17 protein-coding genes, 2 pseudogenes and 1 riboswitch are annotated in these 19757 nt (G+C 55.6%); of the genes and pseudogenes, 9 read left to right on the forward strand and 10 right to left on the reverse strand.

The annotated features are described in order from the left end of the window. Positions 1-144: 144 nt before the first annotated feature. Together IQ241_RS22200 and IQ241_RS22205 are read right to left on the reverse strand one after the other, a co-directional pair. Complete coding sequence (locus IQ241_RS22200) at positions 145-468, reverse strand: DUF1825 family protein (RefSeq protein WP_193911460.1); 324 nt, start codon at positions 466-468, stop codon at positions 145-147. A 186-nt stretch (positions 469-654) separates the two neighbouring features. Next, the gene (locus tag IQ241_RS22205; RefSeq protein WP_193911463.1) at positions 655-1578 is read right to left on the reverse strand and encodes a DnaJ domain-containing protein; all 924 of its coding nucleotides are present in this window, start codon (positions 1576-1578) and stop codon (positions 655-657) included. Between the two features lie 155 nt (positions 1579-1733). On the opposite strand from IQ241_RS22205, the gene IQ241_RS22210 reads away from it, so the two are divergent. Next, positions 1734-2150, forward strand: coding sequence for an SHOCT domain-containing protein (locus IQ241_RS22210; RefSeq protein WP_193911465.1), 417 nt, complete (start codon positions 1734-1736; stop codon positions 2148-2150). 62 nt (positions 2151-2212) lie between these two features. Next, positions 2213-2722, forward strand: a complete 510-nt coding sequence (locus IQ241_RS22215) for a helix-hairpin-helix domain-containing protein (RefSeq protein WP_193911467.1) — start codon at positions 2213-2215, stop codon at positions 2720-2722. Between the two features lie 28 nt (positions 2723-2750). On the opposite strand, the pseudogene lepB reads toward IQ241_RS22215, so the two are convergent. Both lepB and queG read right to left on the reverse strand, forming a co-directional pair. Next, a pseudogene (gene lepB / locus IQ241_RS22220) lies at positions 2751-3338 on the reverse strand (signal peptidase I); the annotation flags it as partial. A gap of 40 nt (positions 3339-3378) precedes the next feature. Then, positions 3379-4404: a tRNA epoxyqueuosine(34) reductase QueG gene (gene queG, locus IQ241_RS22225; protein WP_193911471.1), complete on the reverse strand. Its 1026-nt coding sequence runs from the start codon at positions 4402-4404 to the stop codon at positions 3379-3381. Positions 4405-4577: 173 nt separating this feature from the next. Beyond that, positions 4578-4682: riboswitch (guanidine-I (ykkC/yxkD leader) on the forward strand. A gap of 102 nt (positions 4683-4784) precedes the next feature. Here queG and IQ241_RS22230 point away from each other — a divergent pair. From IQ241_RS22230 to hypB, 3 genes are read left to right on the forward strand one after another with little or no spacing between them, the layout of a single operon-like run. Next, on the forward strand, positions 4785-5960 hold the full coding sequence (locus IQ241_RS22230) for an agmatinase family protein (RefSeq protein WP_193911473.1): 1176 nt from the start codon (positions 4785-4787) through the stop codon (positions 5958-5960). 3 nt (positions 5961-5963) lie between these two features. Continuing rightward, entirely contained in the window at positions 5964-6314 is a 351-nt protein-coding gene (hypA, locus tag IQ241_RS22235; protein ID WP_193911475.1) for a hydrogenase maturation nickel metallochaperone HypA, read from the forward strand. A gap of 40 nt (positions 6315-6354) precedes the next feature. Beyond that, entirely contained in the window at positions 6355-7050 is a 696-nt protein-coding gene (gene hypB, locus IQ241_RS22240; RefSeq protein ID WP_193911477.1) for a hydrogenase nickel incorporation protein HypB, read from the forward strand. Here the strand turns inward: hypB and IQ241_RS22245 are convergent. Together IQ241_RS22245 and IQ241_RS22250 are read right to left on the reverse strand one after the other, a co-directional pair. Beyond that, the gene (locus tag IQ241_RS22245; RefSeq protein WP_193911479.1) at positions 7047-7931 is read right to left on the reverse strand and encodes an S-layer homology domain-containing protein; all 885 of its coding nucleotides are present in this window, start codon (positions 7929-7931) and stop codon (positions 7047-7049) included. The two genes, hypB and IQ241_RS22245, sit on opposite strands and share 4 nt — an antisense overlap. Before the next feature lie 68 nt (positions 7932-7999). Continuing rightward, a complete protein-coding gene (locus IQ241_RS22250; protein ID WP_193911481.1) occupies positions 8000-8977 on the reverse strand; it encodes a DUF2382 domain-containing protein in 978 nt (325 codons plus the stop codon). 322 nt (positions 8978-9299) lie between these two features. On the opposite strand from IQ241_RS22250, the gene IQ241_RS22255 reads away from it, so the two are divergent. The 3 genes from IQ241_RS22255 to IQ241_RS22265 all read left to right on the forward strand — a co-directional run bounded on the left by IQ241_RS22255 (position 9300) and on the right by IQ241_RS22265 (position 12783). Beyond that, positions 9300-9920: a hypothetical protein gene (locus IQ241_RS22255; protein ID WP_193911483.1), complete on the forward strand. Its 621-nt coding sequence runs from the start codon at positions 9300-9302 to the stop codon at positions 9918-9920. Positions 9921-10218: 298 nt separating this feature from the next. Then, positions 10219-11139: a DUF2382 domain-containing protein gene (locus tag IQ241_RS22260; RefSeq protein ID WP_193911486.1), complete on the forward strand. Its 921-nt coding sequence runs from the start codon at positions 10219-10221 to the stop codon at positions 11137-11139. Positions 11140-11352: 213 nt separating this feature from the next. Continuing rightward, positions 11353-12783: an Nramp family divalent metal transporter gene (locus IQ241_RS22265; RefSeq protein ID WP_193911488.1), complete on the forward strand. Its 1431-nt coding sequence runs from the start codon at positions 11353-11355 to the stop codon at positions 12781-12783. A gap of 131 nt (positions 12784-12914) precedes the next feature. Here the strand turns inward: IQ241_RS22265 and IQ241_RS22270 are convergent, their stop codons facing one another. From IQ241_RS22270 to IQ241_RS22285, 4 genes are all read right to left on the reverse strand, one after another. Further along, positions 12915-13922 carry a carbon-nitrogen hydrolase family protein gene (locus IQ241_RS22270; protein WP_193911490.1) on the reverse strand — a complete coding sequence of 336 codons (1008 nt, stop codon included), beginning with the start codon at positions 13920-13922 and terminating at the stop codon, positions 12915-12917. Between the two features lie 15 nt (positions 13923-13937). Continuing rightward, on the reverse strand, positions 13938-14606 hold the full coding sequence (locus tag IQ241_RS22275; protein ID WP_193911492.1) for a dienelactone hydrolase family protein: 669 nt from the start codon (positions 14604-14606) through the stop codon (positions 13938-13940). An 85-nt stretch (positions 14607-14691) separates the two neighbouring features. Then, on the reverse strand, positions 14692-15558 hold the full coding sequence (locus IQ241_RS22280) for a class I SAM-dependent methyltransferase (RefSeq protein ID WP_193911494.1): 867 nt from the start codon (positions 15556-15558) through the stop codon (positions 14692-14694). 77 nt (positions 15559-15635) lie between these two features. Next, positions 15636-18917, reverse strand: a complete 3282-nt coding sequence (locus IQ241_RS22285) for an AAA family ATPase (protein ID WP_193911496.1) — start codon at positions 18915-18917, stop codon at positions 15636-15638. Positions 18918-19591: 674 nt separating this feature from the next. Here IQ241_RS22285 and IQ241_RS22290 point away from each other — a divergent pair. Continuing rightward, positions 19592-19757 (forward strand): annotated as a pseudogene (locus tag IQ241_RS22290) (transposase); the annotation flags it as partial.

The following is a 19757-nucleotide window of genomic DNA, read 5'->3' on the forward strand; positions in this document are numbered from 1 at the left end:
GGGTGCGACGGGTGGGGGCTATGCCGCGCCGATCTGGCGAGACTTCATGTCGCGAGCGCTGAAGGATGAGCCCGTGCAAAACTTCCAGCCGCCGTCAAACTTTAACCGGCCTTAATGCCTGTCCATAGGCTAATCCTATAGATGCTATAGATCAGGGCCAATTTCGGCCTTCATCCGCTCTAGGGTTTGATGCATCTGGTCGAACATCTGCTGCGGCGTCATGCCAAACTGGCCCAGCTGGGTCTTGAGCTGCTCCATCGTCATCTGGGCCATAAAGTCTTCGGAGAGCTCGAACCGCTTCATGAAGATTCGGTAGCGCTCCATGATGCTCTCCATCTGGTCGATGTAAAGTTTTTTGCCCTCGCGGTCAAACTTGCCGTAGCTGTTGCCGAGCTGCATTAAAGCCTGGTAGTCCTGAAACAGCTGCATCGCCTCTTGCTGGACAATTTCTGAGTCAAACATGCCCATGCGGGTATTCCCTCCAGTCACAGGTAGGTGCCGTTAAGCGATCGCGCTTAAGTCAAACACCTAACGTTAATATTAAAGCTATTTCTAGCCTAGACTGTGGCTGGGTGTCAGCCAAGGCGAGATATCCCTACTCTGGGTCGGTGCTACCGGAATGGCTACTACCAGAATGGCTGCCAGGAAAACGCTCTAGCGACTCCGAAAGCGGCTAAACCAGCCGGTTAAATGGGTGGAAATAGAAGGGGCTGGCGGTTCCCCCGGCCGGCCGGGGGAAGAGGGCTGAGAAGGCAGGTCCTCAATCTCTAAAATCCGTGCGTATTTACGAGCAACGCCGTGATTGGGGCTAATATTTAACGTCTGGCGGAAATGGGCCCTGGCCATACCATGCATCTTTTGCACGTAGTAAGCCTGGCCAATTAAGGAATGAAATTCGGCATTTTTCGGCTCTAGCTTCAGCGCCTCGCGCAGCTCTTGCACTGCCGCAACGTAGTTTTGCTGCTTCAGGTAGGTCTGAGCCCGGGTTCGGTACATTTCCGCATAGTCAATCGGCGGCTCATCGGCTTTGGTGAGCGGGGTAGGTGGTGGCGGTGCCAGCATCAGCTCGGTACGCTTGGGCGCTAAGCTGGGCTCCTGGACCTTGCGGCGTAAAAAGCTGAGATTGAGCTGGTTTAGCTCCGTCACCGCTGAGTGAAAGACGCTGGCTGAGGTGAACTGGGCCTGGGCAAGCTGACCCACGGCCTGGTCGTAGCGCGCGTCGACCTCGTTATCGGGCAGCCGCAGCAGCTGCTGAGCGCTGCTGGCCGGCGGCGGCGGCGGCGGCGTCTGAACCAGACACTTGACTTGAAAACGCATCGTGGTCAGCGTCTCTGAGCGGGTTTTGGCCTGTTTTAACCGCTGGTAGGCCGGGTTGACCAGCTGGGCCATGATCTGCCGGGCAAACTCACTACTGGCCAGGTCTTTGTCAAGCTGCTTGTCAGGGTGCAGCTGCTTTGCGATCTGACGATAGCGTTTAAGAATCTGCCGCTCGTCCGCATTGACTGGAACGCCCAGTAGGGCGTAGGGGTCTTGCTCAATAAACCTGGTCCAGTCTGTAGCAGATGCGGTCGGTGACATGCTAGCGGCAGTCGGTTATTAAAAGATCATACTGATAAAGTATTCCCGATTTAGCCCTAAATCGAGAATTTGCAGGCATTTAGCTGCTTAAGAGTAGCGTTTTTATCAAATTCGCTCAACTCTACTATCTTAGAAATAGTTTGATAAAAGTGCCCATGGTTTCTTCGGTTTCTCAGGCCAGCAAGCATCGCCACATTGCCATTAGCCTTGCCTTTGCCGGTGTTTTCACGCCCGGTCTACACAAAATCTATTTAGGCCAGTATGGGTGGGGTATTTGCTATCTACTCCTGAGTGCAACGCCTCTGCCTCGCATCGCTAGCGGCTTAGAAGCCGTTTGGTACTGCTTTCAAAGCGATTCAGCCTTTGCTGAGCGGCATCCAGCAGCATTTCCCCTGGCCTCAATACTTACTTCTCTAACTTCAAAAAGTCCTTCTGTGGAGCCGGTTGATGTGGGTCAGGTGAGCGCGATCGCGCAGTCCCTCCGCGAACTCGACGGGCTGCGGCAGGATGGATTGATTTCAGAGTATGAGTTTGAACAGAAGCGGCGGGGGTTGTTGGATCGGCTGGGGTAGGTGAAGGGGTAAAGGGTAGAGGGTAGAGGGAGGAGTGATGGGGTGATAGGGTGATGGGGTGGATGGGTGATCGGGTACAGCCGTTGCGGGTTCGGCTTCAGCGGGATCCCTACTATCGTTTTCAATCGGTTGCTGAACTGCGGCTGGCGGCTGAGCTGGGGATTCAGATTGACGTGAATCGGGCTGGGGTGGATGACTGGCTGCGTCTGCCGGGGATGTCGATTCATCAGGCGCGATCGCTCTATCAGCTCACCCGCTCTGGCGTGCCGCTGACCTGCCTGGAGGATGTGGCCGCCGCCCTGGGCCTGTCGCTCCAGCAGCTTCAGCCCTGGGCACCGGTTTTACAGTTTTGCTATTACGACCCGGAAAGTCCGCTTCAGCCCCAGACCGTAGACGCCAATCGGGCCAACGCCGAGCAGCTGACTCAGGTGCCCGCCATTGACCTTTTCCTGGCTCGGGCTATGGTTCACCAGCGGCAGCGGGGACGTTACCAGAACTTGGCCGACCTACAGCAGCGGCTCCGGCTGCCGCCCCAGCTGACGGCAGCGCTGCTGCACTATCTGCGGTTTTAATCTGAAGAACAGGCGGCTGGGGAACCGGGCCAAACTTGTCGGGCGGCCAGAAGCGGAAGGCGGCGCGGCCAATCACGTTTTCCTCGGGCAGATAGCCCCAAACGTGGGAATCGTTGCTGTCATTGCGGTTGTCGCCCATCACAAAGAGATTGCCAGCGGGCACAGATACCGCTGGCATTTCGTAGCGGGGCGGCTCGCGAAGGTAGGTTTCGGCTCGCGGCTCACCGTCTACGAAAACCTGACCCTGGCTCACCCGCACCGTTTGCCCCGCCCCGGCAATCACCCGCTTGATAAAGGCCTGGCTAGCCGGATAGCCATACTTTTGCAGCAGCGGCGGCGGCTGAAATACGATAATTTCCCCCGGCTGAGGCGGATGCAGCCGGTAGGAGACCTTCTCCACCAGCAGCCGGTCGCCGATTGCCAGGGTGGGCCGCATGGAGTCGGAGGGGATGAAGCGCGGTTCGGCGACAAAAAGGCGGACCACGATCGCGATGAAGAGCGCGATCGCAACCAGCCGCACATTTTCACCGATCAGCCGCTGCCACGGCTTTTTCTCGGGTAGGGCAGGCTTCGTCTCGGCAGCAGGCTTCGGTTCGGCTGAATCTTGAACAGTCATAAAAGAATTTTGTAAACTCTACAATCTTAACCCCCAAATCTCAACCTTCAACGGCTGGCGAGACTGAAGGGGCAGCATCAGTCGAGCGCAGATTGGCCCGGGCATTGCGCCGCAGCATGGCAGGTTTAATCCGCCGCAGGGCCGAGGCCGGGAACTGCTGGTTCCAGGCCGCATCGGAGATCTGGGCGAGGTCTTGCAGCCGGGGGGCGACATTCCCGGGATAGGGCTGGAAGTCCTCAACGTTGGTGACCTGAGCGAAGCGCTGGTTCCAGGGGCAGACATCCTGGCAGATGTCGCAGCCCGCGACCCAGCCCTGGAGGTGCGGCGCAATGTCCGTGGGTAGGTCTGGGTCACGATTTTCGATGGTGTGATAGGCAATGCAGCGGTTGGCATCGACCACGCCGGGCGACCGAATTGCTGCCGTAGGACAGGCTTCGATGCAGCGGGTACAGCTGCCGCAATGGGCCGTGTGGGGCAAGTCGGCAGCCAGTTCTAAATTGGTAATGACCTCGGCTAGAAACACCCAGGAACCGTACTCTCGCGTAATTAGATTGCCGTTCTTAGCAATCCAGCCCAGCCCGGCCTGCTGCGCCCAAAACTTATCCTGTACCGGCCCGGTATCAGCATAGGGGCGAGCCTGGATCGGGTCTCCTCCCTCTTCCGATTGCTCACACAGCCAGCCAACCAGCTGCTTCAGCCGGGGCTGCATCACCCGATGGTAGTCGCGGCCCCAGCCGTAGCGAGAAATCTTGGCATATTCGGCTCCTTCGGGTCGGACCTGCGGCGTGTAGTAGTTGAGCGCCAGGCAGATCACCGACCGGGCGGCGGGCATAATCTGCCGGATATTCTGCCGTTTGGCATTGGCCATCCAGCCCATATCGGCCTGAAAGCCCTGCTCTAGCCAGCGCTGCAAAGCCTCCCGAGCATCGCCCTCAGCCGCGCTGGGCTGGGCTGGAATAGCGGCAATCCCAACTTTGTGAAAGCCTAGCTCTAGGGCCTTGCGCTTCACTACCCCGGGTGAAACTACAGATTGGGCCCCGGTATGAGGGTGAGCTGGCTGACTCATGGGAAGGTGGGAAAATCGAACATGCAGTTTGTCTTTGTGATCAATTTAAGGCGACCCACTTAAGTTTTGACACAATTTTCCTCAGCAAGACGTTTCTGGTAGCCAAAAATACGATTTAATAGGCGCTGGCCTTGCTATGACTATCAGCAGATCGATCAAAAAGTCGATCAAATATTGATTGCTTCTAGGGTTCCGGTTTGCGAGTTTACTCCAGATGCCTGGTCCGAGAGAAGCCGCCAGCCGAGGTTGGTACACGGCGGGATAAAAGCCCGGGAGAGAGTAGTGAAAGCGTTTAGCGCTATCTTGAGCTACCCTCTGCCGGGCTTTTGAGTTAGATGCTCCAATTCACAGCCCAATCGTTAAATCTACTAGGATGCAGCATGAGCGATACGCCCCTCTTTCGAAACCCTGACTCAGAAGCCAACCGCGCCCTAGAGCGAGAGGCCCAGCTGCCGATGACCGGCTGGCAGCAGGAGGTCTCCCAGGGGCTAGAGTACGGCCTGGAGGCGGCGGCGAGTATCCGCGATCGCACCATCCCCACCTTCTCACGCGGCGAGCTGCCCCACTACGCCGGAATCAATACCTTTCTGAAAGCGCCCTACGTCGAAGACGTGCGTAAAGTCGGCGAATACGACGTGGCGATCGTCGGCGTCCCCCACGACTCGGGCACCACCTACCGCCCCGGCACCCGCTTTGGCCCCCAGGGGATTCGCAAAATTTCGGCCCTCTACACGCCCTACAACTTTGAGCTGGGGGTAGACCTGCGGGAGCAGATTACCCTCTGCGATGTGGGCGATATCTTCACCATCCCCGCCAACAACGAGAAGTCCTTCGACCAGATTTCCAAAGGCGTGGCCCATGTCTTCAGTTCGGGGGCCTTACCCATTCTGCTGGGCGGCGACCACTCGATCGGCTTTCCCACCGTGCGCGGCATCTGCCGTCACCTGGGCGACAAAAAAGTCGGCATCATCCACTTCGACCGCCACGTGGACACGCAAGAAACCGACCTGGACGAGCGGATGCACACCTGCCCCTGGTTCCACGCCACCAACATGAGCAACGCCCCGGCCAAGAACCTGGTGCAGCTGGGGATTGGCGGCTGGCAGGTGCCCCGGCAGGGGGTGAAGGTTTGCCGCGATCGCGCCACCAACATCCTCACCGTCACCGACATCACCGAAATGGGTCTGGATGCCGCCGTGGATTACGCCCTGGAGCGCGCCTTAGACGGCACCGACTGCGTCTGGATTAGCTTTGACATCGACTGCATCGACGCGGGCTTTGTGCCCGGCACCGGCTGGCCCGAACCGGGCGGCCTGCTGCCCCGTGAGGCGCTGTACCTGCTAGGTAAAATCGTCGAAAAAGCGCCCGTCTGCGGCCTGGAAGTCGTCGAGGTGTCACCGCCCTACGACGTCAGCGACATGACGGCGCTAATGGCCACCCGGGTGATCTGCGACACGATGGCCCGGCTGGTGCTCTCGGGCCAGCTGCCCCGGGCTGAGCGACCGGCCTACATTCAAACTGAGGCCAACATGGACGTGGGCAGCGACTGGGAATAGGCCATGCACGAAACCGATATGACCAAGGCGCTAATCCTCACCGTCCGGGACTGGTGGGAAGCACAGCCCAAGCAGCCGCCAGTGGAGAAAGTCCATCTGGTCGTCGGCCAGTTTACCTGTGTAGAACCGGCGGGGCTCCAGTTTGCCTTCGACGCCCAGACCCAGGGCACCTTTCTAGACGGGGCCGAGCTGGTGATTCGAGAAACGCCGCTGATTGCCTTTTGTCTCACCTGCCAGGCGGAATATCGGCCCCAGGTGGGCCAACACTATGCCTGTCCCGACTGTGACGCACCCATGGTAGAAATTCGCTCGGGCCGCGAGCTCAAAATCGACCGGGTCGAATATCGCCAATAGGCCCGTCTTACAAACTCAGAACCCTAAAACGGAAAACCCCATGCATCAAACCTTTGACGCCGCCCTAGAAATCAATATGCTGCACGCCAACCAGGCCGGGGCTGACTACAACCGCTCGCATTTCGACCGCTGGGGCATTACCTGCCTTAACCTGATGAGCAGCCCCGGCGCGGGCAAAACTCAGCTCTTAGAACAGACGCTGGCAGCCCTGCGGGAAGAGCTAAACATCGCCGTGATCGAAGGCGATATGACCACCGAGCTCGACGCCGATCGGCTGCGGCAGCACGGCGTTCCCGTCTTCGCCATCAACACGGGACGAGCCTGTCACCTGGATGCCAAGATGGTGGCTGGGGGCCTGCATCGGCTAGAGCAAGACTGCAACCCCAGCGAGTTTGACCTGGTCTTTGTTGAAAATGTCGGCAATCTGGTCTGTCCAGCTGAGTTTGAAGTGGGCGAACATGCCAAAGTGGCGCTGCTCAGCCTGACCGAGGGTGAAGACAAGCCGCTGAAGTACCCCATTATGTTCCGCGAGGCCGACTGCCTGCTGATTACAAAAACTGACCTCGCGCCCTATCTAGACGTCAGCATTGAGAACATTATCGCCAACGTCCGCCAGCTCAACTCACAGGTGAAAATCATTCCCCTGTCGGCGAAAACTGGGGAAGGGCTGGCGGACTGGCTGGACTGGGTGCGGGCAGTCGTGAAGGCGCGATCGCAGGTCACCCCAGTCCCCTAGGGCTGGACGATATAGTCCGCTGACGGAGACTCCGGTGAGAGCGGTGGCAAGGCACCTTCGTAGACCAGCGCCTGATGCACCAGCGCAGACGCGCCGCCCCGGCTAATCGGCTGATTAGGATTGAGCCTATCAAGGTCGGGGTAGTTGACCACCAGACCGGCCTGGGTCGCTAGCGCAATCTCATCTTGCAAAGCTTCTGGAATCTGATCGGCGTCGGCATAGTACTGGCTGAGGTCAACCGGCTCGGGCTGGCTGACTGCCGGGCTGGCTGCGGGTGACGCGATCGCGGCCACCGGAGCAAAGAGCTGCATCAGCGCCGTCGAAGCCAGCGGAAAAGCTAGCCGATTGGGCGATTTACGTGCCTGTGCTCGGCCCTGGGTCTGCTGTAGCCCCACCGGCTGCTGTATATCTAGGCCCCGGGCTAAAACCGCGATCGCCTCTGCCCGAGTCAGTTCCTTTTGGGGATTAAACTGCTCAGCCGCCGGCGTAGGCGTATTCATAAAGCCGGTCTCGTAGGCTTCCTTAATTGCCGTCGAGGCCCAGTAGCCCTCGGGCACATCCTCAAATTTACTCGCGCTGGCAATCTGGCGCACCGGCTCTGCTTCAAACGCCTGGCGGATAATCGCCGCGTACTCGTCTCGGTCAATCAACTGCTCGGGCTGAAAGGTATTGTTCAAATAGCCGTCTAAAATGCCTGCCTGGTTCAAATCTTCGATAAAAGGCTGCGCCCAGTAGTCGGCGGGCACATCGGGGAAAGCCTCCTGAGCCGAGGCCGTATAGAGGGGAATCCCAGGAATGATGGCGATGGTGAGCGCACCGGTCATTGCCAGGGCGGCATTGTAAATAGACCAGTCTGGGTTTGATTGTGAATTTGTTTTCATGAATCTTTTCCTTATCGATGGTTACAAAAGAGACCAGCGGCTACGCTGGGGAGAGCTGCTGGTCTGGCTTACCGCTGCTCTAGATGATTAGGGTGACGATTGGGGCGGTCATCGATCGCCGGATTCCCTTCCGCATCGACCTCTAGCTCTTCTCGGCGGACGGTCTCACGGGCGGTGACGACGTCCTGCTCGACTTCCTTGCGAACGTTCACTTCCTGATAGGCCACGGTTTCCTTGCGAATGTCAGGCCGCTCGGCGTAGACGTCTATCTCTCGGGAATCGCCTTCGCCAATCCGGGCATCGGGGGCATTCACCCGAGTACCACCGGCCAGATTAGTCTCGACCTCAATTACCACCTTTTCTTTCTGCACGGGAACAGACACATCGGCTTCGTTGGTAACAATATGTTTCTTAATCCGCACATCGCCCACTTTTTCGCGGTGCTTATCGGCAACAAGGCGCTCTTCGTATAGGCGAATGCGGTTGTGGTCGCGATCGCGCATCTCATACAGGTCGGGTTCGCGATCGTAAACCGGCTCAGGTTCGACCGGTTCAGGCCGGTGCGCCGGCGCGGGCGTCGGCGCGGGCGCGGCCATCGGAGCAGGGGCTGGTCTAGTCAGACCGATCACACCGGCCCCTTCCACCGGAGCCGACATCTCAACCGGCACCGAAGTCTCAGCACTGGCCTCGCGATAAACATCACGAACCCGCTCTTCGTAGTCATGGTCTACCGTCATATCGCTGTCATACTTGGGCAGCTGCTTGACCTGCTCCTGGGTCATATCCCTGAGGTAAATGCGAGACTCGGTAGGCGCATCGACGCAGCGGCCGATTGGCAATAGCACCTTTTTCTGACCGCCCAGCCAGCTGCCCATCGCCATCACCAGGTAGCGAATACGCCCGGCTTCGCTGATCAATACGTCATGTACGCTTCCCACCTTATCGTGGGTATTCCCTAAATAGACATCGGTGCCTTTGAGGTCGTTGCCGTCAAAGTAACGGTTTTTGTAGTCGGGGTAGCGATCGCCAATTTTGTAAAGCGCCATAACGCCTGAGCCTCTAGGAAAAACTGCTTTACAGTAATTTTCTGTCACAGCTGTCTCTTATTCCCTCACTCAAAAGAGCGATACAGAAGCGCTTTCCTCACTCAAAAGAGTGACTCAGACCTAGAAAATCGCACATCAAGAGTTCAACAAAAGGATCTACCCCGCGATAGGTACGCTTCTCTATAAAGTCTCTGTATATTTGAATCACCCTTTTAGAAAATAAAACTCTCTCTTTAATATAAATGCTTCAGAAAATAGTGCTGTATTGCTATTTGAAACGTTTGTTAACAAAAATTCAACCCACTCAAGGAGACTTTCGACTATGGCATATGCAGACAGACCAGACGCTGGCACCTATCAGACTACTGCGCCCGTCGCGCCCGTAGTTGAATACCACGATCGCGTTCGATGGGGTCCTATTTTTGCTGGTATCGTCGTTTCGATCAGTGCGCAGCTCATGCTTAGCGCCCTGGGTGCGGCAGTCGGTGCCACCATTGGTGCTGGCGGTGCCGATCCAGGGGCCGTCGGCATCGGCGTGGGCATCTGGGCCGTTATCAGCCTCCTGATTGCCCTCTTTTTAGGCGGTTGGATCATGGGCAGTACCTGCGGACCCATGAACAACAAGACGGCGATGATCAACGGCATCATCCTTTGGGCAACTACGATTGCGGTTAGCTCTTGGCTTCTGGCCAGCGGCGTCTCTGGCACCTTTGGAATCGTTGCTGCTAACGCCGGTGACGTGCTCAGCCAGGTTCAGGAACCAGGTGGTCTTGCAATTCCAGACCCAAGCGCTCTCCCTAATGTAAGTGCTCAAGAAGCGCAGCAGTACGCTGGCAATGCGGCTAGAGCGGCCTGGTCTTTCTTAATTGGCGCTCTGCTGGGTCTGGCAGCTTCTCTGATTGGTGCGACAGTGGGTGCCCGCAAGCCTAGAGTGCGCGTGTAGTTTACTTTTCGTGTTTGACACGACAGTAAGCGGAGACGGTTACTCATCTCCCTAGTAGGGCGCTGTTTTGAAGCAGCGCCCTATTTCTTTTGATAGCAATTTCTGGGTGCTAAAAAATCTCCAGACTGAGAAGCGAAACTGCTCATGCTACTGCTATCTTTCCTTTGAATGAGAGCCGATTCCGCCCAAGTCTTCCTATCGCGCCATGAGAATTTGAGAGCAATTTCATATAGTAATAAACAGTTGAATACGCAGATATTGCGTAAAGCTTAACCTACTAAAAACGGAGGCCAACCATATGGCATTACTAAGGCTCAAGAAAGCATATCCCAACTATCGCGATACGTTTAGCGATAGCAACCTGAGCAATATTGACGACTACAGCGTCTACACGCGGGACAATGACAAGGTCGGTTCCGTCGAGGATGGACTGTTTGAAGACGGTACGGGGCGCTTTCGATATCTTGTGGTCGATACTGGCCCGTGGATCTTTGGCAAAAAAGTTTTACTGCCGATTGGCCTAGCCAACTTTGACTATGACAACCAGCGCATTCACGTTGAGGGGTTGACCAAGCAGCAGATTGAAGAGCTGCCAGAATATAAAACCGACATGATGGTAGACCACGACTATGAAGAGCGTCTGCGCGGTACCTATCGGACGCTGCCCGGCAGAAGTCAGACTGCCACTGGCCGAGCGGCTGGGATGCCGGCTGCGGGCACATCGGCACCTGTCACTGGCACTGCGGCGACGGGCGCGACGGCAAATACTGCCTACACCCGCGACAATTACAGCTACGACGATGAGCCTGCGATGTATGGCGTAGATGAGAATGATGTCAATCACCCGATTCGGCTGTATGAAGAGCGTCTGATTGCTGACAAGCACCGGACGAAGACTGGCGAAGTCAGCGTTGGCAAGCGAGTCGAGACCGAAAGCGCTGAAGTCTCAGTCCCGGTGGAAAGAGAGCGCGTAGTAATCGAGCGGACTAATCCGACGAATACGACTGCTGCTACTGACACACCCGACTTCCGCGAAGGCGAAGTCGCTCGGATGGAAGTCCACGAAGAAAATGCGGATATTCATAAGGAAGCGTTTGTGCGCGAAGAAGTGAACGTTCGTAAAGAAGTGGATCGGGATGTCGTCAGCGATCGCGAAACCGTCCGCCGTGAAGAGATAGACGTTGATACCTCAGGCAATCCTGATATTCGCCGCAGCTAGTCAGTGTCGCATAGGCTAATGGTAAGGGAGTCCTTCGGGGCTCCTTTTGTTCGTAATGGGTAGAAATGAGCTTCCAGAATGCTTTTATGAGCTAAGGCAAGGCGAAACGCGAGAGTTCTCACTGTGATACTCTCATTACAAGAAATAAGAAGGAGTTAGAACTATCTGCTCCTTGTAATTCCACTACCAGAAGCTGCTTGCGGGAAACCCTTGATGAGTCACTCTAATGAACGGCTGAAATCAGCCCAAATCAACAACGACCAGAATCGTACTGATTCGGCAACGATCCCCAAACCCCCTAGGGGCAAACAGCGATTACAGTGGGTAGGGCCAGGGTTTGTCTTTATTGCCGCCAGCGCTGGCGGAGCGGGAGAAATCTTATTTCCGCCTCGGATTGGCTCCCTATATGGCTACGTCTTTATCTGGGCGATGCTGACAGCCGTCACTCTTAAGTGGTTTGTTAACCGAGAAATTGGGCGCTTTGCCGTTTGCACTGGGGCAACCCTCCTGGATGGATTCAAGCAATTACCCGGACCCCAAAATTGGGCAGTCTGGCTGATCATCTTTCCTCAGTTTTTTGTCGCCGTAGGGTCGATCGCAGGCTTGGCGGGAGCAGCAGCTACAGCGATCGTGCTTTTGTTACCGGGCGATCCGCGCTTTTGGATGATTATGGTAGTGATCTCAACAATGGCCATTCTGCTGTGGGGACGCTACGGCTGGCTAGAAAAGATCTCAACCGTGCTGGCAGCGCTGCTGATTTCGGCGGCAATTATCACTGCGATCACAGTCTTTCCAGAATTTGGTTCTCTGGCGGCGGGCCTTGTGCCGTCTGTCCCAAGCGACGTTGACTACAGCGAAATCTTACCGTGGTTGAGTTTTATGCTAGCTGGAGCCGCAGGGCTGATGTGGTACTCTTACTGGATTCCGGAGCGGGGCTATGGCGCTGCCGAACAGGCTCGGGAAAACGATACAGTCGTTCGCCCAGCGGAGTTAACCCAGCAGGAACGCAATCGCCTCAAGGGCTGGGTTAGCCAGATGACCCTCGACAACACCGTTGGCATCGTGGGGGGACTGCTCAACGTTACGGCATTCCTGATTCTGGGCGCAGAGCTGTTAGGGCCAGAGGGGCTTGTACCCGCTGAAAATGACGTAGCTGAGGTTCTAGGCCGACTCCTGGGCGAGGTCTGGGGGCCAGTTGGCTTCTGGTTCATGATCATTGCCGTCTTTATTGGCTTTTGGCAAACCACGCTAACTAATCAGGATGGCTGGTCTCGGCTACTGGCGGACGGTAGCGGTATCATTCTGCGACGGTTCCAGGTGCGAGGCCGCTGGGCCAATGAGAAATTCCTGCAAAAGGTGTTTTTAATTGTGCTGTTAACCGGAGTGACTTCGGTACTGTACCTGTTCATCGGCAAACCGGTCAGACTTTTGCAGTTGGCAGGGGCTATTGAAGCCGCCCACATTCCCGTAGTGGTCGGGCTGACCCTTTACCTCAACCACACGGTATTGCCAAAGGATTTGCGCCCGTCAGCGACTAGCTTTTGGGCGACGGTGCTGGCCGGAGTTTTCTTTGCCGTCTTTGCGGTGATTTACCTGTTGCAAACTACAGGAGTAATCTGGTCATCAAGTGGCAGCGCGGCCTAACGGTGAGGTACAGCGGCGGCAGGGAGCCTGTTACCTATGACAAGTCAGCTTTCTGCCGCACGCTGTAGCGAAATGTTAACCTACTTGTACTTGAGTGTACATGTACTACTATTGGCTCAGTCGATCACGGACTATGCCACCTGCTCACCAGGCTTTAAGTCGAACTGCTCTACATAGGATTCATAGGTTTTTGTTGGATCTTCAATGAAAGTAATGGGAAGCAGTTTGGCCTGATTGACCTGGAGTTGGAAAATATCGGGACGGTTGTAGTGACCGCTGACATCGAGTGATCGCCGCGCTGCTGCGGCTTCAGCCGGGTCAAATTCAGCATATACAATGCTTTGCTCGCGATGGTGAGAACCCGAGATCGGGCCACCCATCGGCGCAACAACGGTAGAGTCACCGGAACAGAGCCATTCGTCTTCATCAGGAAAGATCTTAGCGCGATCGGGGAAATCTTCTGGGATGTCCTTAGCCTGGATGGCGCTGGCGCAGCCAACTACCCAGCAGCCCCCTTCGCGGGCAATATGGTGCATAGTGACTAGCCAGGATTCGCCACAGTCCCAGGTGGGGGCGATGTAGATGTCGATGCCCTGGGCATAGAGGGCATAACGGGCCAGGGGCATGTAGTTTTCCCAGCAGATGAGGGTGCCGATGCGACCGACAGGGGTATCTACCACTCGCAGACCGCTGGCATCGCCTCGGCCCCACACCATACGTTCAGGATTGGTGGGGATAAGCTTGCGGTGACGGTTCAGCAGGGTTCCATCAGGGCCAATCGTGACAACGGTGTTATACAGGGTTGAACGGCTATAGCGACTGTCTAGTTCACTCATGCCACAGACAACCGTGATGTGATTCCGCGTTGCCGCATTGCACAAGGGCTGGAGTTGGCCGCCATCGATATCCACAGCGTTGGCTATTAGCCGAGTGTGCAGTTCCTTAATCAAGCCCATGTCGCCACCGGGGCGCAGTCGCCAAATCCAAGATGGATAGCCGGGGAGGAATGCTTCCGGCAGAATAACTAGGCTAGCTCCGGCAGAAGCAGCTTCCTCAATATACTGAATTGCTGTTTCGATGGATGCCTTGAGGTTGAGCATCACCGGGGGATGTTGGACGATTGCAAGTTGGTGTTTCATGATCAATTTCCTGAATTACGTGAGATGTTGAGATAGGAAGGTGAGCGATCGCTCCCACGCCTGCTTTGTAGCCTCGGGGTCATAGCTAGCATTGTTTTCATTGCCAAAGGCATGTTCCGCGTCGTAGCGATAGAACTCGTAGTTCACACCACCTTCTTTGAGTCGAGCTTCCAGGGCATCGACCTGATCTGGCGGGAAGAACGAATCCTGAAGCGCAAAGTGGCCCTGGAAGGGAATCGAGATGGTGCGGGTGTCGGCAGCTTCCTCCGGGGGAACACCATACCAGCACACGGCCACATCGGCCTCGGGGACGTGAACAGCCGCCAGTACGGTCAGTGCGCCGCCCATGCAATAGCCCATCACTGCCACTTTGGGGCTGTCGGCTTTGAGATACTGCACGGCTCCACGAATGTTTTGCGTCGCCGCATCGCCAAAGTCGAGGTCGCTCATTAGGTGCTCAGCCTCAGCAGCTTCGAGCGTGACTTCGCCTCTGTATAAGTCCGGCACGAGCGCTCGGTAACCGGCTTTGGCGAGCTGGTCAGCGACTCCCTTGATCTGGTTGTTTAACCCCCACCATTCCTGAATAACAACAATGCCGGGGGCGCTGCTGCCGCTAGCGGGTTCAACATAGTAGCCGTTGCAAGTTTGAGCATCGGGTCGTTGAAACGTGATCATTTCGCTCATGGAAATTCTCCTGAATTAAAGTGATTTGCTACGGATAGCTTAGCTCTCAACGGTTCGCTATTCGTGTGTTGAGCTTTGCAATGAGCTACTTGGTACCTACGGCAATGACCAGCTCACAGGGGCCTTCAAATTGACCGTTAGACTCGAATTCTTTGAGAGCCGCTTCGATTTCTTGCCAGGTGTCTTCCTGCTCAGCAGGCGATAGCCCCGCCAGCATTTGATGCAACGCTCCGAAGGACTCTTTTTCAAAGCGCAGGCAATCGGCAGCAGCAGGTAACCGCACTGGGGCATCAATGGTCTTGACTTCGATATTGCGAAGTCTGGCCTTAGCGAAGACCGATTCCAATACACCGGGAGCGCCGAGGCTGAAGGGGCCGGGCTGTCCGGGCAGAGGTTTAGGTAAGTTGGCCCGCTGACGAATGATAGAGACGGGAATGGAGAAGAAACCGTTTTTGTCGGCGGTGGAATAAACCATAGCCGCGACTTTGCCACCGGGCTTGAGGGTGTGCTTCATGCCCTGTAGAGCTTTCTGCTGATCGGGAAAGTAGATCATACCGACGCGAGACACTACAGCATCGAAGGATTCCGCTTCCAGCTCAGTTAAGGATTCGCCGTCTAGCTCGCGGGTTTGGACGTTGGTGAGTCCCGCTGCTTTGGCAACCTCAGCGGCATAACTCAAGATGGTCGGCGATAGGTCGATTGCCAACACGGAACCGGAAGGGCCGACGCGACGGGCGATATCGAGGGTCTGGTTGCCTGCGCCTGCGGCCACATCGAGGACGCGATCGCCCTCTTGAATCCCGGCCATGTCCATCATCAGTTCGGTGGCAGGGCCGAGCCATGTGGTCAGCAAACCACCCCACCGATGCCACGCTTCCGCAGCGGTTTCCCACTGGGCACGGGTGGTGGTCTTGTAGCGGATCGGATCGAACTGTTTCAAGGTTGCAGTCATGGGTTTTCTCTACACAATTTGTAAATGGGTGTTGTGTGAGTCGTTTAACTCACAACATCAGAGTACTGAAAGTAACGTTATGAAAGCGTTTGCAAAAGCGTTATGGCTTGCTGAAAAATTGACGGATAGCGTTCTTGCGGCGTTAATTCGAGGGTTTCGTAGAACCAATTTGATAACACTTTAGGAAATAGTGCGATCTGGGAAAACTCTTGAAGTCTAACCGTGGCCTGCAATTCGAGGAGCGTTATGGATTGGGATTGGGCGATCGCGATCGCTTTTTCAAAACATTTCTGAACCTCAGCAGAATTTGCCTGATTGAGCCGTAACAATTCTCCCTTGCGCCAAAATAGTTCTGACTCCACCCAGCCCTCGCCGCTCTGCTCCATTGCCTCAAACGCCTGCTGAATCAGGTCTAGGGCGTTGCCAATGTCTCCCATTCGACCATAGGCATCCGCTAGCAGTGACAAGAAATAGGGCTTAAGGAACTCGGCACCGATGGTTTCCAGGGCTTGGAGGGCGGCCTGCATCTGGGCGATACCCCTACCGGGGTGACTTTGTGCCATCGCGTCCTCAACATCCTCCGTATAAGCCCTCGTCCAGCCCTGCAACATTCGCCCAATGTGCAGCCAAATGCCCAACTGCTTCTCCTCGCTCAGGGTAATGACTTCCGATGCGTATTGGGCGGTGAGGGGGATATCGCGGCGATGACTATGGAGCATCGTCGTCCAGGTGAGGGCATAGGCTAGGGTAAAGGGATGGGACAGCTTGCGGGCTTCGGTCATAGCATGGCGGCTGACCTGCGTTGATTCCTCTGGATAGCCCAAACACCAGAGGGTAAAGGCCAGTCGACTCAGGCAAATGACGTTGGGGTCTTGGGCATAGAGGGTAAGATGCTGCTGCTGGCACTCGGGGCGATAGCGCTTGATCGCCCGCTCAAGATGATAACGAGAAGCTTTGAAGTCCCCCAGCCAGAAGGTGGTGACACCCATGACGTAGTGGGCTTCTACCGCCAGAATGCAGTCTTGACCAGCTTCTGTTAAAGTGAGGAGTTGCTGCCCTAGCTCCAGCGCCAGACGCAAATCGCCCTGGACAATCGCGGTAATGGCTAGCGCTCGAATCACGGGAGGGCTAGAGGCATATCCCAGTTGTTGAGCCAGCGATCGCGCCTGTTCGTAGACTGCCTTGACCTCTGGTGACCCATATCCCTTCACGGCCACCAGGGAGACGCCCAACAGCGTATTCAGCGATCGCTCCTGCTCTAGCCGTTTGGGGGTGATAGGCATGGTTTGGAGAAGCGCGATCGCGGCGCGAAACGCCTGAATCGCCTCCGTATTCGCGTAAATGCGCTGGGCTACTTCCGCAGCGCGAAGGTAATAGGGCACCGCCTTTGAGGACAATCCGGCTTTTTCGTAGTGAGCAGCAACCTGAGCACTGACGGCCTCTAAGACTTGAGCCTGCAAGGTTTCCAAGGCTTGGGCAATGCGACGGTGAAAGAGACGTCGCTTAGGGCCGCTAATGCTGTCGTAGGCGACCTCTCGCAATTTGTCATGGCTAAAATCGTAGGTGTCGCCGCCCTGCTCTCGGATAATACGGTACTGCCAAAGCTCATCTAAGGCATCGACGATCGTGTCTTCGTCTTCATCGCTAGCCTGATGCAGCACCCATAGGGTAAAACTACGCCCGACCGCTGCCGCCAAATTGGCGACCTGCCTAGTCTTTGGAGAGAGCTGGGCAAGACGCGCCGTCAGAACGGATTGGACTTTGGGCGGTAGATGATTGGCGTCTTCTGTGGTCGCCTGGCCGCCGGCGACTGGTGCGGAACCGCTGTCCGCTCGGGCAAACGATGCCAGCAAGTTAGCTCGCATCATTTCTACCACAAATAGGGCATGGCCCTCCGTTTGGTGAAACAGGACCTGGGCCTGGGCGGACTCTAGGGGATGGTCGGCAATGTAGCTGGCCAGGGCAGCAGTGGATTCGAAGTCTAAGCGGTCTAGGGCGATTTCAGTCACCCGCTCATCCCGATGGAGCAATCTCACCAGCGCATTTAATGAATGGGCCTCATCCACCTCTTCACTGCGAACCGTGCCGACGATCAGCACCGGTAACTCAGCTACAAGGCGGAGGAAATATTGCAACCATTCCAGCGTTTCTGGGTCGCACCACTGCAAGTCATCAACAATCAGCAGCAGCGATTGGGGCGGCCTCCCCTCAGATGGTTCCAATACTCGCTTAAAGGCTTGGGCGATCGCCTCATAAAAGTACTGACGCTGCCAACTCTCAGTCAGCGGTTGCGCCTTGGGCAGATCCGGGTGCTCAGCTAATAACTCCGGGAGAAGGCGCGTCAACTCCGACAACCAAACCCGTTCCAGGGTGTGTAAGCGAATCTGTGCGCTCAGGCATCGTAGCCAGTCAACAACGGGAGCATAAACCAAACGTCCCTCGGCGGCATAGCATCGAGTCCGAGCCGTCGTCACGTTCTGCTTTTCGCAATACAACAGCAGTTCTTCTGCTAGACGAGTCTTACCAATGCCAGCTTCGCCCTTGATTAACAAGAGTTGGGCAGATCCCGAGATTGCCCTTCGCCATGTCGCGTGCAATTCCGTCCAGGCTTGGTGGCGTCCCACTAGTGGCGTCGCCACCGCCACAGAAGGACTTGGCGATTTTGACTCGGCCAAGGTTGACAATTGAGATGCCGTTGGAGCAGGCAGATTGTCCTGCTGGAGCAGGTACTGGTAGGCGTCACGGGTGGCAGGACTGGGCTCAACCCCCAGGTCTTGCTTGAACAACAAGCAGCAACGCTCATATATACGAAGGGCACTAGCGCGATCGCCTCTTGCCAGGTGCAGCTTCATCAGAGTTTGATAAGTAACTTCGTGAAGCGGATCGAGAGAGAGTAGCCGCTGCCCATACCCAATCGCCGCATCGTAATCCTGATCGACTTCGAGCAAGGTGATGAGACTTTCTAGAGCGCTAATCGCTTTTTGATGGAACTGCTCGCGTCTAGGAATGATCCAATCTTCGTAGCACTCTGGCAGCAAATTACCGCAATAAATGTCCATGGCTTGCTGCAGATATCCTTTTTGAGCAGTGGTATTGCTCTGCTGTTCTGCCAACTTTGCCAGGTTTAAAAACTGCTCAAACTCAAAGGTATCTAGCCTGAAGGAAGTCTGGGGATTCCACTGGAGAGTCTTGCTGTTAGCCTGAATAAAACTGTCAGCCTCCGGTAAACGCTGGCGGAGCTGGTACAGGGTTTGCCGCAGATTAGTGCGAGCCTGGACATCGGAGGATTCTGGCCAGAAACAGTAAGCTAGAAATTGACGAGATAGAGGAGCTTTTAAGTGGAGAAGTAGGTAAGCCAAAAGTGTCTGAGCTTTAGCACCAGGAAGATTCGTGATGGACTGCTGCAGATAGTAAAGACTGAAGCTCCCTAATAATTGAATCTGTAAATCAGGTTGGTCATTCATCAGGGAGAATGGGGTATTACTTGTCGAGAACTCATCTCATAAAAACTATCCTCCCTAGCATTATCTATAGACTTATTGGGACAATAGTCCGGACAGAAAAACGAGAGAAGTAGCCAGAAAAGCTATCCAGGCATTACGGTTTAGTTAGTCGAACCAACCACCTGAATAGCTATGACATCTATCATACCGGAACTACTGCGTAGAGTCGGCCTTTTAGCAAATCCCGCCGTCAATTCTTGCTGACGCTGTTTGCGACTATCTACGTCGTGTGTGGGAAGGTAAATTTCACGAATATGGCGCGTTATAGCGACCTGTCAGAGCGCACCTATCGACGGCACTTTGCCAAACCATACGAGTTCATGAGCTTAAACCAAGCGTTGATAGAGGCAGCCCTTGTGCCGACCCATTTCCAGGTCGGGGTAATCGATGCATCGTTTGTGCCGAACAGTGGCAAAGCCACCTACGGCTTAGACCGGTGGCTTTGTTGCACAAATCGTTCGATAGGCAGTTGTGATGAGCAAGAATGAATCGATACGGTTGAGATAATAGTCGAAGTAAGGGAGAGCATGAAAAGCCGCTACCGCATCTGCAACTGGTCAGAGTATCATGCCGCCTTGGAGGCCCGAGGGAGCCTGACCGTTTGGATAGATGAAGGGGTGCTGAGCGCCTGGAAGAACAAGCAAAAGACTGGCAAGCGAGGCGCGTCGAATACCTACAGTGACCTAGCGATAGAGA

This window comes from Vasconcelosia minhoensis LEGE 07310 (genome assembly GCF_015207255.1).
GTDB lineage: Bacteria > Cyanobacteriota > Cyanobacteriia > Phormidesmidales > Phormidesmidaceae > Vasconcelosia > Vasconcelosia minhoensis.